Source organism: Pseudomonas fluorescens, from assembly GCF_003732425.1.
GTDB classification, from domain to species: Bacteria; Pseudomonadota; Gammaproteobacteria; order Pseudomonadales; family Pseudomonadaceae; genus Aquipseudomonas; species Aquipseudomonas fluorescens_BE.
In genome coordinates, this window is record NZ_MOBX01000014.1 from 49,049 (window position 1) to 63,599 (window position 14,551).

A 14,551-nucleotide genomic window follows, 5' to 3' on the forward strand; every position below is an offset into this window, starting at 1 on the left:
GGCCATGAGTCAGGACTGGAACGCCGCGTGGCGCCGGCAGATATTGCCGACGCTGGCCGAGGAAACCTGGGATCTGATCGTCATCGGCGGCGGCATCAGCGGCGCCGGCATTCTGCGTGAAGCCGCGCGCCGCGGCTGGCGCTGTCTGCTGCTGGAACAGCGCGATTTCGCCTGGGGCACCTCCAGCCGATCATCGAAAATGGTCCATGGCGGTTTGCGTTACATCGCCAAAGGCCAGTGGCGCCTGACCCGCGATTCGGTGCGCGAGCGCCAACGCCTGCTCGACGAAGCGCCGGGGCTGGTCGAGCCGATGAGTTTCCTGATGCCGCATTATCGCGGCGGTTTTCCTGGGCCACGGGTGCTGGGTGGTTTGCTGAGCGTGTACGACGCCTTGGCCGGTCGCCGTAGCCATCGCTTTCATGATGCGCAACAGCTTCGATATCTGGCGCCGGGCGTCAAGGAAAACGACTTGCTCGGCGGCACCTGTTTTGTCGATGCGCTGACCGATGATGCGCGGCTGGTGATGCGTGTGTTGAGCGAGGCGCGGGCCGAGGGTGCGGTCGTGGTCAATGGCGTGCGCGTCGAACAGCTGCTGCGTGAAAACGGCCGAGTGTGTGGCGTTCAGGTCGAGGATTGCGAGGCCGGTTCGTCACTGCAACTGCGCTGCGGCGTGCTCGCGGTGGCGACTGGCGCCTGGGCTGAACGCTTGCGCCCGCCAGAGGCGCCACGGCAATTGCGACCGTTGCGCGGCAGTCATTTGTTGCTGCCGGGTTGGCGATTGCCGGTGGCGCAGGCATTCACCTTTCTGCATGAGCGCGATCGGCGTCCGGTGTTTGTTTTTCCGTGGGAGGGCGCGACGGTGGTCGGCACTACGGACCTCGATCATCGCGACGATCTGGATCAGAGCGCGAGCATCAGCGGCGAAGAGCTCGACTATCTGCTGGCCGCCTGTACGCAACAGTTTCCCGGCGCCGAAGTGAGCGCGGCGGATGTGTTGTCGACCTGGTCCGGCGTGCGTCCGGTGGTGGGCAGCGCAAGTGCGCATCAAGACAAACCGTCGAACGAAACCCGCGAGCATGTGCTGTGGCAGGAACCCGGTTGCGTGACACTGGCCGGCGGCAAACTGACGACGTTTCGCCCGCAAGCCATCGAAGTGCTCAAGGCCTGCGCGAGCCTGCTGGGTCGTGCCTTTGTCGATGACGCCGCGCCGGTGTTTGCCGCCGTACCTGCGTTGCCGATCCCGGCACTGAGCAGCCATCAATGGCGACGTTTGGCCGGGCGACATGGCCGCGACCTGCCAAGGCTGGCGCAACTGCTCACGGAAATCGGCCACGACACGGTTGGCGCTACGGACACTTTGTGGGCCGAACTGGCTTTCGCCTGCGACTCGGAAATGGTTCTGCACCTCGACGACCTGCTCCTGCGTCGCACGCGTCTCGGTCTGCTGTTGCCGCGCGGTGGTGAAGCGTATTTCGCCGCCATCCGCCAACTGTGCCAGCCACGACTGGCCTGGAGCGATGACCATTGGCAGCAGGAACAACAGCGTTATCGGGCGTTGTGGCAACGCCATCACGGTTTGCCGGATGCCACGCCTTGATGCCCCTTGAAGAGAGCTCCATGGATAACCACCCGAACAAGCGTTACCTGCTGGCCATCGACAACGGCACCCAGAGCGTGCGCGCGCTGCTCTTCGATTTGCAGGGCAATCTGCTTGGCAAAGGCAAGGTCGAATTGCAGGCGTATTACTCGGCGCAACCGGGCTGGGCCGAGCAGGATCCGGAGTATTACTGGGCAAAACTCGGCGAGGCGTGTCAGCAGGTCTGGCAGCAGACGGGGATTGATCGCGCGCAGATTGCCGGCGTTTCCCTGACGACTCAGCGTGGCACGGTGATTAACGTCGATGCTGAGGGCAAGCCATTGCGCCCGGCGATTCTGTGGCTCGATCAGCGTCAGAGCGAAGTCGAAGGCGGCATCAAAGGGCCGTGGGGCTGGCTGTTCAAACTGGTCGGCGCCCAGGCGACTGTGGATTATTTTCGTGCTCAGGCCGAGGCGAACTGGATCGCTCAGCATCAGCCGGAAGTATGGGCGGCAACGGACAAGTTTTTGCTGCTGTCGGGGTTTCTCACCCATCGCCTGTGCGGGCGTTTTGTCGATTCGGTGGGCTGTTGCGTCGGCTACCTGCCGTTCGACTTCAAACGCCTGAAATGGGCTGCGCCGAGTGACTGGAAATGGCAGGCGCTGGCGGTGCGCCCCGAGCAATTGCCGAGCCTGCACAAGCCCGGTGAAACCCTCGGCTACATCACCGCTGAGGCCGCTCGCCACACCGGTATTCCCGAAGGCTTGCCGCTGATTGCGGCGGGGGCTGACAAGGCCTGTGAAGTGGTCGGGTCCGGCGTGGTCGATGCGAGCACGGTGTGTCTGTCCTACGGCACCACGGCGACGATCACCAGCACCCGCTCGCGCTATCTGGAAATCGTCCCGTTGATCCCGCCGTACCCGTCGGCGGTGCCCGATCAGTACAACTGCGAGGTGATGATTTATCGCGGTTACTGGATGGTCAGTTGGTTCAAGAACGAGTTCGGTTTGCGCGAGATGCAGCAAGCGAAAGAGCAGGGCGTCGAACCGGAGCAACTGTTCGACGCATTGGTCAATGCGGTGCCGCCGGGCTCGATGGGCCTGATGCTGCAACCGTATTGGTCGCCGGGGATTCGAGAGCCGGGTGTCGAGGCGAAAGGCGCGATGATCGGCTTCGGTGATGTGCATACCCGTGCGCATATTTATCGGGCGATTCTGGAAGGGCTGGCGTATGCGTTGCGCCAGGGCATGGAGAATATCGAGCGGCGTTCGAAGGTCTCGATCAAGCGGTTGCGCGTGGCCGGTGGCGGCTCGCAGAGTGATGCGGCGATGCAGCTCACGGCGAACATTTTCGGCCTGCCGGCGGAGCGTCCGCATGTCTATGAAGCGTCGGGTCTGGGCGCGGCGATCTGCTGTGCGGTGGGCTTGGGACTGCACGCGGATTTCCCCACGGCGATCGCGGCGATGACTCGGGTGGGCGCGGTGTTCACCCCGCAGCCCGAGGCGCAGAAAATCTATGAGCAACTGTACAAAGACGTCTACCTGCGCATGTACCGCCAGCTGAAACCGCTGTACCAAAGCATCCGCAAAATCACCGGTTACCCCGCCTAGCAGACCACCACAAATTCCCTGTAGGAGCTGCCGAAGGCTGCGATCTTGTGATCTTGTTTTTTAAAATTAACATCAAAAGATCGCAGCCTTCGGCAGCTCCTACAGGGACCGTATTGCGATTCGATGTGGCGCCATCGGAGAACTTTTCTGGTGAGATCGGACAGTGTCAGCGGCGGGGTCGGTTGTTAGGCTCATCCCCCACGGCACCGCCAATAAGAACGACAAGCAATGAAGCTGACCTTCCTCCTGTTGCTGCTTTGTGCAACGGCCCCGAGCGCCTGGGGCTGGTCGAACCATACGGTGGGCAGCTATCTGGCGTTGCAGGAACTGCCGGCCTTGCGCGATGCGCCAGCGGTCGAAGTCGAATCACTGGAGCGGTTTCTCAGCGAGCAATACCCGGCCGTGCTGGCGCTGTTGGAGCAACAGGAAACCTTCGCCCGCGAGCACTTCAGTCAATACCCGCCACGCCCCGACAGCCTGAAATTGCCCGCAGTGCCGAGTGACAATCTGCGCCACGATTTCTTCACTGCGTTGCGCATCAATCCCGAGATTCACCTGGCAATGATCATCCAGCCATTACCCGGTAAAGACCTGCCCGAGCGCGAGCATCTGCAGGCCAATCAGGTCATGGTCGAGCAGACCCTGTCACCGTGGAATCGCCAGCGTTTCATCGTTATCGCCGAGCACGAAAAAGTCGCGCCGCTCGCCGTGCTCGCCAGCGCCGCTGATGAACCGGACTACGGCCACGACATCAATCTGTTCAGCGACAACCCTGGCGAGGTCGGCGCGCTGTACGGCTTCGGCCCGCAACCGTTCGGTGATGCGCGTTTCCAGTACAGCTCGCAGGCGCCGTTCCACATGGGCTTCTTCCACGAAAGCCCCGTGGTGTACGCCGCTGCCGGTTTCCTCGAACGCAGTTGGCCGGACTGGCGCGCGTATCAGTACATGGGCCTGGCGCGACTGGCGTTTGCCAGCGGTCATCGGTATTGGGGTTATCGCTTTCTCGGCTGGGGCCTGCACCACATTCAGGACCTGACCCAGCCGTATCACGCCAAGCCATTGCCCGGTGTCGATCTCGCGAGTCTTTTGCTGCTGGAAGGCAAGGCCATCGCCGGTTTCGCTGAGGACAAACAAGCTTCCATCGAGCGCGTCGCCACCCGGCATATGGAAGTAGAGAAGTACCAGTCGACCTGGCTGCGGCGCTTGCTACGCGCCGGTCAGCCGCATCCGATGCTCGCGGCTTACGCCGACGTGGCCCAGGACAAAACCTACCCGCCGTACTCGGTCGACTACCTGCGCGAAGTGGTCAGCGCCGAAGCCGTCAACGATTCCGCAGCCTTCGACGAAGCCATTGGCCAGTGGCTGGAAACGGCGCCCGTCAGCAGTGATTTCAGCAGCGGCAATCAGCTGCAACGAGAAGACTTCGACCACCCGGCACTTAACCAGCAGTTGTTCAAGTTGCTCGGGCATTTCGGCGCGCACAGCCGGATTTACGTCAGCGCCGGATTGGCGCCGTAGCGCGCGGCAACGCACACCACAACAATAAAAAACAGGGAAGGAGGAACAGATGATCAACACTCGATTGCGCCTGACGGGCGCCGCGCTCCCCGGTGTCGGCCTGGCAGGGCTGCTGCAGTTGTGCGCAGTCGATGCGGCGCACGCGGTGGAGTTCAACTTCATGGACAAGCAGGTCACCGGTTCCCTCGACACGACCTTGTCTTACGGCCGTTTGTGGCGGGTGCAGGGCCGCGACAAGACTAACGATGACGTCAACACCAACGACGGCAATCGCAACTTTGACACCGGGCTGGTTTCCGAGGTGTACAAGATCACCTCCGAGCTTGAGGCCAATTATCAGAACTACGGCGTGTTCGTGCGCGGCACCGCGTTCTACGACACGCAACTGATGGACAAGCGCAACGACTACTATGACAACAACAGTCCTTCACAGCCGAGCCAGAGCTACCCGCAGGACAACCATTTCACCGGTCAGACCCGCGACATCGCCGGCAGTCGCATCGAGATGCTCGACGCCTACGTGCACGGCAGTTGGGACGTTGCGCAAATGCCGGTGACCGCGCGCGTCGGTCGGCAGGTGTTTAACTGGGGCGAGGGGATTTTCTATCGCGGCGGGATCAACACCACTAACCCGGTGGACGCCGCCAAGTACCGCTTGCCCGGCGCCGAAGTCAAGGAAGTGCTGGTGCCGGTCGAGGCGCTGAGCTTTAACATTGGCCTGACCGACTCACTGACCCTGGAGAGTTTCTACCAGACCAACTGGAAGGAAACCCGCATTGACCCGGTCGGCACCTTCTACTCGCAAACCGACCTGTTCGCCGACGGTGGCAACACCGGTTACAACAACTTCAGCGGCACAGCGCTCGACACGCCAGTGCCGGGGTTTGGCAACGTCATCGGTTTGTACAGTGCGCTGGGCAACAACCCGTTGCTGAACTCCGCCTTGCAAACCACTGGCCTGTACGCCAACGGCGTGACGCCGGCCTACGGCAACACGCTGAAAGTGGCGAGCGTCGGCAAGGACTACAACGCACGCAACGATGGGCAGTTTGGTTTTGCCTTTCGCTATATCGCCGAACAGCTCAACAGCACCGAGTTCGGTCTGTACATGGTCAACTACCACGCCAAGGAACCGACCATCGCGGCGGATCTGGGCGGCTACAAAGGCATCGACATGGCTGCGCTGACCAACCTGTTGTCCGGTGTCGCCGGCAGTCAGGCCGGGGCGCTGGCCAATGGTCTGGCCACGGCGGATGTGATGGGCAATATCCAGGCGCATCGGCGTTATGCCGAAGACATCCGCATGTACGGCTTCAGCTTCAACACCACGTTGGGCGAGGCGTCGGTGTTTGGTGAGATTGCTTATCGGCCCAACCTGCCAATCGGCGTTGCAGCCACCAACGATCTGATCGGTGACCTGGCCAACGGCGCAGCAGCAGCGGTGACGGGCAAGTCGGTCAATGTCGGCGGGCAAATGGTCACCCTCGACAGCCAGATCAATAACGCCGAGCGTGTGGAAGCGTTCAATACTTCGCTGGGGACCATCTACAACTTCGGCCCGACGGCTTCGTTCGATTCGCTGTTCGGCATCTTCGAACTGGCCTCCGAACACCTGCGCGGCAGCAGCCTGCAATACACCGCGTATGACGGCAGTCGTCGTTACTACGCCGGCACCGGTAACTATTCCTATGTGTCGGGCGGTGATCGTGACGATCAGGTCAACCGCAATTCCTACAGCTACACGGCAATGCTCAACGGCACCTGGAACGACGTTTACGCCGGGGTCAACGTCTCGCCCTACATCGTTTACAAGGACGATTTCGAGGGCAATAGCTATCAGGCCGGCAACACCATCGAAGGGCGCAAGGCCTACACGCTGGGGATCAAGGCCAACTACCAGAACAAGCTCGAAGCCGAACTGCAATACACCGAGTTCTACGGCGGCGGGCAGAACAACGGTATTCGCGACCGCGACAACGTCGGGTTCAACCTCAAGTATTTCCTTTGAAGGCTACACACAGCCCCTGTGGGAGCGAGCCTGCTCGCGAAGACGCCGGCACATTCAACATCGATGTTGACTGACCCACCGCTTTCGCGAGCAGGCTCGCTCCCACAGGTTTTTGCATTTTGGAGAAGATCATGTTTCACACTTCAAGATTGACCAAGGCTTCGCTAGGGCTGGTATTGGGCCTGGCTGCTGGCACCGCTCTGGCCGCCATCACCCCGCAACAAGCCGAACAACTGAAAACCACCCTGACCCCTATGGGCGCCGAGCGCGCAGGCAACGCCGCCGGTACCATCCCGGCCTGGACCGGTGGCATCACTCAAGCCCCGGCCGGCTACAAACCTGGTCAGCATCACCCGGATCCTTTTACCGCAGACAAACCGCTGTTCACCATCACCAAAGCCAATCTCGATCAATACAAAGCCCACCTCAGCCCCGGTCAGATCGCGCTGTTCAACAGCTACCCCGACACGTTCCAGATGCCTGTCTATCCGTCACGCCGTTCGGGTTCTGCGCCGCAATGGCTGTACGACAACACCCTGAAAAACGCCACCTCGGCCAAGTTGCTCGAAGGCGGCAGCGGCTTCTCCGATGCCTACGGCGGTGTGCCGTTCCCGGTGCCCAAGGACGGCGTTGAAGTGTTGTGGAACCACATCACGCGTTATCGCGGCATCTACGTCGTGCGCCGCGCTTCCGAAGCGCCGGTGCAGCGCAACGGCAGCTTCGCGCTGGTGACCTCGCAGCAGGAAGGCCTGTTCAACTACTACCGCCCGGGCGGCCAGTTCGCCGACCTGAAAAACATCCTGTTCTACTACCTGGCCTTCGTGAAAAGCCCGGCACGCCTGGCCGGCGGTGCCGCACTCGTGCACGAAACCCTCGATCAGCTCAAGGACGCGCGCCAGGCCTGGATCTACGATGCCGGCCAACGCCGCGTGCGCCGCGCACCGAACCTTGCCTACGACACGCCGATTGCTTCATCCGATGGCCTGCGCACCGCCGATGACACTGACCTGTTCAACGGCTCGCCGGATCGCTACGACTGGAAGCTCAAGGGCAAACAGGAAATCTACATTCCCTACAACAACTACAAAGTCAGCAGCCCCGATGTGAAGTACGCGCAACTGCTCACCCCGGGCCACCTCAACCCGCAATACACCCGCTATGAGCTTCACCGGGTCTGGGTGGTCGAAGGCAACCTGAAACCGGGCGCGCGGCATATCTATTCCAAGCGCGTGCTGTTTCTCGATGAAGACAGCTGGGGCGCAGCACTGGTCGATCAGTACGACGGGCGAGGGGAGTTGTGGCGGGTGTCGATGGCCTACCTGAAAAACTTCTACGACCTGCCGACCACGTGGAGTGCGCTGGACGTGTTCCACGATTTGCAGGCGCGTCGCTACTACGTGCAGAACCTTGATAACGAAGAAGCGGAGACCGTGGATTTTGCGCAGCCGGTGCCGGAGGATGCGTACTTCATGCCGTCGGCGTTGCGCCAGCGGGGTACGCGGTGAGGATCCATTAACTTGTGATCGAACACGGCCCCTGTAGGAGCTGCCGCAGGCTGCGATCTTTTGATTCTGCTTCTGATTGTTCGAAAGCGAAGATCAAAAGATCGCAGCCTGCGGCAGCTCCTACATTAGGCGGAGTTTTTTCCGGGACATCGGGGTGATGGGGCGGACGCAATCGCGAGCAGGCTCACTCCTACAGGGGATTGGCGTCGTTCACATAATCTGTGATCAACACCATTTCTTGTAGGAGTGAGCCTGCTCGCGATGCGGTTGTAGCTTCAGCGCTGAATCAGGATCAAACGCGGAAGTGGCTGACCATCTGCTGCAACTGACCACCCAGACGCGCCAGTTCAACGCTGGACTTCGCCGTCTCGTCACTAGCCGCTGCAGTCTGTTCCGACACATCGCGCACATTGATGATGCTGCGGCTGATCTCTTCAGCCACGGCGCTCTGCTGCTCGGCAGCGGCGGCGATCTGCTGGTTCATCGACTGGATATTCGACACCGTACGGGTGATGTTTTCCAGGGATGCGCCGGCCTTGCGGGTCAGCGCCACGCTGCTGTCGGTCAGGGCGCGGCTGTTGTTCATCACGGCCGAGACTTGCTGGGTGCCGTTCTGCAGGCCGGCGACCAGGCCTTCGATTTCTTCGGTGGATTTCTGCGTACGCTGAGCCAAACCACGAACTTCATCGGCGACCACGGCAAAACCACGACCGGCTTCGCCGGCACGCGCCGCTTCGATCGCGGCGTTGAGGGCCAGCAGGTTGGTCTGTTCGGCCACAGCCTTGATCACGTCCATGACGCTGCCGATCTTGTCGCTTTCCTGTTGCAGCACGCTCATGGCTTCGGTCGAGCGCACCACTTCGCTGGCCAGACGCTCGATCTGCGCGATGGCTTCGTTCACCACTTTGTCGCCTTCACGGGCTTCGCCGTCAGCGGCGGCGGCAGCTTGTGACGCTTCTTCGGCGTTGCGCGCGACTTCCTGCACGGTGGCGGTCATCTCGTGCATGGCGGTGGCAACCTGATCGGTCTCGACCTTCTGGCTGTTCACACCGGCGCTGGTCTGCTCGGTCACGGCCGAGAGTTCTTCGGCGGCGCTGGCGATCTGGGTGACGCCGTCGCGGATGCCGCTGATCAAGTCGCGCAGGGTCACGCCCATGCGCGCGATGCCTTGTTGCAGCACGCCGAGTTCGTCGCGGCGGGTGACGGTGACATTCTGGGTCAGGTCGCCGCTGGCGATGCGCTCGACCACGGCCAGGGTTTCCTGCAACGGACGGGTGATCTGACGGGTGATGATCACCGCAGCAATGATGCCCACCAGCAGCGCCAGCAAGGTGCTGATCAACTGGAATGTCCGCGCCTGGGCGCTTTCAGCGTCACGACGATCGAGCTGGATCTGATACAGCTGCTCGCTCAGGGCGACGATGGTCGTGCCCTGGTCGGTCATTTCCTTACGGGCCTGCACGGCGTCGGTGTTAGCGTTTTTATACGCCATCAACGCACTGCGGTAGTTGACCAATGCGCTTTCCAGCTGACGCAAGGCGTCTTGCTGAGTGGTAGCGAAATGCACGTTCAGTGGCTTGAGGCTGGCGATGGCCGCGTCGATCTGGCCGACGGCTTTCTGCTCGGTTTCGGCGTTGGTGGTGGCGGTGTAGCCGCGCACTTCGTAACGGGCGAGGATGAATGCTTCTTTGGCGGCGCTGATCGCCTGGAACTGGTCGAAACGCTGTTCGCTCATGTCCATTTGTTGCACGCGTTTGCTGATCGAATCGATCAGGTTGTACGCGGTCTCGGCGTTGACGCTCATGGTGTCGCGGGCGCTGTTGCCGGTGCGATAGGCATTGCGCATTTTGTTCAGCGACGTCTGGTATTCAGCGATGGTCGCTGCCTGCTCCTTGAGCAGTTTGACGTTTTCCGGGCTCTTGAAGCTGTTGATCAGCTTCTGTTGTTGCGCGGCAAAACTTTCAAGGGTGGTCTGCACGTTCTGCGCGGCGGTTTCATCGCCATTGGTCAGCATGTACTGCAGGCGCACCACGCGCAGCTTGGTCAGGCCGGCATTGAGCTGGGTTATATCACTCATCCAGTTGCTGCGGTCGATCAGGCCACCGAGGCTGGTCCAGCCCGTCAGGGCCAGCACGCAGGTCAGGGCCAGTACGAGGCCGAAGCCCAGGCCCAATTTCATGTTCACGCTGATGTTGCCGAACCAGCTATTCATCAAAAATCCTCCAGAAACGTTAGGTTTCTTGTCGTCAGTTAGGCTGGAAGATTGTTGTTTTTTTGAGCCAGCAAGGGTGTTAGCAGGTTTGTATCGGCCGCATTTCCCAGAGCTGAAAGGATTTTGTCCTACGGAATTTGTAACATCGGATCCCAAGATTTTTTTCACATGGGTTTCACTGGCTGCCCACGCGCGCCTCTGTACCTTCGCCGCATCGAATGAACCCGTGATGCAGTGGCGAGGCGGTTTTTGTGGAATTGAGACTGAGTCTGTTCGGCGTCAAACGCTCGATCGACCTGAGCGGTCTGGCGCGTTTTCGCAACACCTGGGTGGTGTTGGCAGCATCAATATTGGTGATCCCTCTGACCCTGTGGTTGCTGGCGCCGGCGGCGGTGCCGGATCTGGCCCACGGCAATGTTGCCGGTGCGCAAGCCCTGGCGACGGGTTGGGCCAAGGGCGAGATGATCGTGCTGGTGCGTCATGTCGAGCGCTGCGATCACTCCAAAGCCGCGTGCCTGAGTGGCAATGAAGGCATCACCGATCGCTCGCGCAGTGTCGCGGTGGCGGTCGGTGCGCGGTTCGAGCAACTGGGTCTGAACAACGCCGACATCTATAACAGCCCATCGATGCGCACCGTGCAGACCGCCGGTTACATGTTCAACCATGCCGCCAGCGGCGACGACTGGTTGATCAATTGCCGGGGGCGCATGTTGCAGGACGCGCTGGCCCACAAGATCCCGGGGCGCAACTTGATTCTGGTGACCCACAGTGAGTGCATGGGGCAAATCGAGAAAGACCTCAACGTACCGACTTCGAGCGCGGGTTACGGCTCGTCGTTGTTCGTCTCCGCTGCCAGCCCGGCGGCTCCCAAAATGCTCGGCTTTATTGAAGCCTCCGACTGGCGCACGGTGAACACCCGATGAAATCCCGCTTCTACGCTTACAACTTTGGTATTCCGCTCGCTTGCGCGGCGCTGGTGTTCCTGATGTTCGACATGACCAAAATCGACATCGCCTTCAGCAACCTGCTGTTCGATCCGCTGACACAGACCTTCCCGCTCGACAAAATCCACTTCTTCGAAAAGCTCACGCACAAATGGGCGCGGATTATTCCCAACTGGACGGCGGAAATTGCCTTGATTGGCGCGCTGCTATCGGTGGTCTGGCCATTGGTCAATCCGCAGAAACGTCCGCGACTCGGCGCAATGCTGGAGCGCAGCAAAGTCGCGCCAGTGCTGCGCTTTGCCGCTGATCATCGTAGGGATTTTCTGTTTGTGGTGGTTGCGTTTGCCGTTTGCACCGGGGTGATTCACTTCCTCAAATCCCACACTAGCGTTTACTGCCCGATCGAGACCACGCTGTACGGCGGGAAAATGGCCCACATTGAGTGGTACAGCAATTTTCAACTGTTCCATGAAGCCGGCAGTGGCCGTTGCTGGCCGGGTGGCCATGCGTCGGGCGGCTTCACCATGCTGGCGCTGTATTTCGTGGCGCGACGCTATCAATGGCGTTTTTCCAGTGCCATCTTGTGGGGCTCGCTGCTGCTGGGATTGGTTTACGGCACCACCCGCGTCCTGCAGGGCTGGCACTACATGTCCCACACGTTCTGGGCCGGAATCTTCGTCTGGCTGGCGTGTTTGCTGACGGCGCTGGCGTTCTACGGGCGTGCGCGGCTGGAGAAGCCTGTTTTGCGCAAGCACCTGCAATCTTTTAATGAGCAAGCCTCATCAGGGCTGAAAGTGCCGATCAATCAGTACGAATAACCTGTGGCGAGGGCGTGCCAGATTCAGTAGCCGACGAAGTAATACGCCTGGCGCCCGACCATCAGGGTTTTGAGTACTTTCAGTGGTGCAGCGGGTTCGCTGTCGCCAGCCATCACAACCACGTGGGCCGGTGAAGCGGCGAGAAAGTCTCGCAACTGCACTTCGGTATCCAGGCCTTTGAGCACTTGCTGTGTATAGAAGACCGTGGCGCCACCGAGTCGCTCGTTGGCCTGAAACAGTGCGACTTGATGCCCGGCGGTTTGCAGCGTCTGAATCTCTGCACTCAACGGCAGGAACGAAAGCTTTTTGTCGGCATGAGGCAGTGCCCACTGCGCGGCGGCGAGGTAACTGCCGATCACCAGCGTGAGCACACCAACTGCCAGAGTCTGACGCTGCCTGGCGATTCGGCCTACGAATCCATTGCCGGATTCATACCGCTTCAAGCGCTCGAACAGCACGCCCGCATACTCTGCTGCGATCACGGCTGCGGCGGGTGTCATCGACATCAGGTACACCGTGCGTTTGCTCGACGCCAACGTCAGCATGATGAACTGCGCCACGATCCACAGGCTGAAAAACAGCAGGTAACGGTTGGCCTTCAGTTGTTTGCGGAAATGCCAAAGCCCCAGGTACACCAGAATGTTCCACGGCAGAAAGGCTTCCGGCAGTTTGGCGAGGTAGTAGTAGAACGGTTCGTAGTGCCCGGCCTCGACGAACGAACCGCTGAAGCGCCCGACGCTGTTGGTCAGCAGCACCTCTTTGACCGCTTGTTCGCCGCCGTGCTGGTAGAGGATGACGAGCCAGATCAGCAGCGGAATCAAACCGAGCAGGGTCAGTAAACCGGGTCGCAGCCAGTCCGCGATTTTCAGGCGCTTGTTCATCAGGTTGTCAGCCAGCAGATAAGCAAAAATCACCACCCCCGGCATCGCCAGCCCCAGCACGCCTTTGCTCAACGTGGCGATGGCGATCCCGACGACAAACAACAGCGAGTTGCCGCGCGTCGATGCCCGCTGTGCCTGGAAAAAGGCCAGCAACGCTGTGGTCACGCCGAGTGCGAGCAGCGCATCCTCGCCGACGCCGCGCACATTGCTCCAGTAACTGGCCATGGTCGCGAGCAGAATGCCAGCGGTCCAGGCAATCACTTTCGGCCGCTCGAAACGCCGCAGCATGCCGTACAGCAGCATCACACTGAGCAAACCAGCCACCGCCGATGCGAGCCGCACGGCCCACGGTGAAACGCCGAACACGCGCATCGCACCCGCATCCAGCCATAGGCTCAACGGTGGTTTTTCCAGAAACGGTTCGCCAAACAAACGAGGTGTCACCCAGTCGTCGTCCAGGTGCATCTCCATCGCGATACCGGCCACGCGGGCTTCGGTGGAGCCTTGCAATTGATGGCCACCCAGCGCGAAGAAAAACAGCAGGGCGGCAAGCAGAAACAGCGAAGTGACGGCACGCGACATAGGGTTCAGGCAACCGAAAGGGGCGGGAGGCCTGAGCATACGTCGGCAATCCTGAACAAATTGTGAAGCTAGGCCAGTTGTCGTGACCAACGCTTCTCCGGCGTTTCGAACAGCGGATTGACCAGCGCCGTCAGCACATGATCCTGCCAGCGCCCGGCAATGTTCAGATACGCCTTCGCGTAACCCTCACGTTCGAAGCCCAGGCGTTCAAGCAGGCGTGCACTGCGCTCGTTGCCGGGAATGTAATTGGCCATGATACGGTGCAGGTTCTGGGTATCGAACATGTAAGCGATGCCAGCCTCCAGCGCTTCCTGCATCAGGCCTTGCCCCTGTCGGGCCTCGTCGATGTGATAACCCAGGTAACACGCCTGAAAGGCCCCGCGAATGATGCCGCTGAAGTTGCACGCGCCGATCATCTGCTGGCCATCCGGGGTCAGCAACGCAAAATGCATGGCCAATCCGGCCTCGAATGCGCTGGCCTGCACGTCGAGGCGCCGGCGAATCTGCTCGGTGGAAAAATATTCGGTTGTGCGGATCGGTGACCAGGGTGCGAGGTGGCGCTGGTTGCGTCGGTAGAACTCGCTTTCAAGCTCGGCCTGCTCTGGAGCGAGTATTGCGAGCGTCAGGCGTTGGCAGGGCAGGGTCAACAGCGGCATCGGGCGCTCCGGAATGGGGGATCTTCCGGCAGGTTGGCGCACTCGCCTGTGGGAGAGCAAGCCCTCGCAGGTTGGCGCGGTAAATCCGAGGCAAAAAAAAGCCCGCAGGAGCGCGGGCGAACCGTAGTTTCTTGAATGAGCGAGCAGACTGTACAAGGGTTGGCCGCGCAGCTGCAGTGAAGAAAAATTCATCTCGATGGGCGGCTCCAATGCAATCCGATGCGCAACCGAGCGCCGGAGT

10 protein-coding genes and 1 pseudogene are annotated in these 14,551 nt (G+C 60.7%); 7 read left to right on the forward strand and 4 right to left on the reverse strand.

The window, feature by feature from the left end; genetic code table 11:
* Nucleotides 1-4 precede the first annotated feature (4 nt).
* The 5 genes from BK670_RS17290 to BK670_RS17315 all read left to right on the forward strand — a co-directional run bounded on the left by BK670_RS17290 (nt 5) and on the right by BK670_RS17315 (nt 8,217).
* Nucleotides 5-1,597: a glycerol-3-phosphate dehydrogenase/oxidase gene (locus tag BK670_RS17290; RefSeq protein ID WP_123451481.1), complete on the forward strand. Its 1,593-nt coding sequence runs from the start codon at nt 5-7 to the stop codon at nt 1,595-1,597.
* 20 nt (nt 1,598-1,617) lie between these two features.
* Nucleotides 1,618-3,186: an FGGY-family carbohydrate kinase gene (locus BK670_RS17295; RefSeq protein WP_123451483.1), complete on the forward strand. Its 1,569-nt coding sequence runs from the start codon at nt 1,618-1,620 to the stop codon at nt 3,184-3,186.
* 228 nt (nt 3,187-3,414) lie between these two features.
* The gene (locus BK670_RS17305) at nt 3,415-4,704 is read left to right on the forward strand and encodes a phospholipase C/P1 nuclease family protein (protein WP_123451485.1); all 1,290 of its coding nucleotides are present in this window, start codon (nt 3,415-3,417) and stop codon (nt 4,702-4,704) included.
* Between the two features lie 49 nt (nt 4,705-4,753).
* Entirely contained in the window at nt 4,754-6,712 is a 1,959-nt protein-coding gene (locus BK670_RS17310) for a DUF1302 domain-containing protein (protein ID WP_123451487.1), read from the forward strand.
* Nucleotides 6,713-6,843: 131 nt separating this feature from the next.
* Nucleotides 6,844-8,217 (forward strand): DUF1329 domain-containing protein, encoded by a 1,374-nt coding sequence (locus tag BK670_RS17315; RefSeq protein ID WP_123451489.1) that lies wholly within the window; start codon nt 6,844-6,846, stop codon nt 8,215-8,217.
* 292 nt (nt 8,218-8,509) lie between these two features.
* Here the strand turns inward: BK670_RS17315 and BK670_RS30280 are convergent, their stop codons facing one another.
* Nucleotides 8,510-9,373: a methyl-accepting chemotaxis protein gene (locus BK670_RS30280; protein ID WP_404942485.1), complete on the reverse strand. Its 864-nt coding sequence runs from the start codon at nt 9,371-9,373 to the stop codon at nt 8,510-8,512.
* A pseudogene (locus BK670_RS30285) lies at nt 9,368-10,429 on the reverse strand (methyl-accepting chemotaxis protein); the annotation flags it as partial. The gene BK670_RS30280 and the pseudogene BK670_RS30285, both read right to left, overlap by 6 nt.
* A 251-nt stretch (nt 10,430-10,680) precedes the next feature.
* On the opposite strand from BK670_RS30285, the gene pmrG reads away from it, so the two are divergent.
* Both pmrG and BK670_RS17330 read left to right on the forward strand, forming a co-directional pair.
* Complete coding sequence (gene pmrG, locus BK670_RS17325) at nt 10,681-11,352, forward strand: lipopolysaccharide core heptose(II)-phosphate phosphatase PmrG (RefSeq protein ID WP_123451493.1); 672 nt, start codon at nt 10,681-10,683, stop codon at nt 11,350-11,352.
* Complete coding sequence (locus BK670_RS17330; RefSeq protein WP_259697575.1) at nt 11,349-12,191, forward strand: phosphatase PAP2 family protein; 843 nt, start codon at nt 11,349-11,351, stop codon at nt 12,189-12,191. Before pmrG ends, BK670_RS17330 begins: the two co-directional genes overlap by 4 nt.
* A 23-nt stretch (nt 12,192-12,214) precedes the next feature.
* Here the strand turns inward: BK670_RS17330 and BK670_RS17335 are convergent, their stop codons facing one another.
* Both BK670_RS17335 and rimJ read right to left on the reverse strand, forming a co-directional pair.
* Nucleotides 12,215-13,654: an ArnT family glycosyltransferase gene (locus BK670_RS17335; RefSeq protein WP_185036808.1), complete on the reverse strand. Its 1,440-nt coding sequence runs from the start codon at nt 13,652-13,654 to the stop codon at nt 12,215-12,217.
* A gap of 68 nt (nt 13,655-13,722) precedes the next feature.
* Nucleotides 13,723-14,310 (reverse strand): ribosomal protein S5-alanine N-acetyltransferase, encoded by a 588-nt coding sequence (gene rimJ / locus BK670_RS17340; protein WP_123451497.1) that lies wholly within the window; start codon nt 14,308-14,310, stop codon nt 13,723-13,725.
* Between the last annotated feature and the right edge of the window lie 241 nt (nt 14,311-14,551).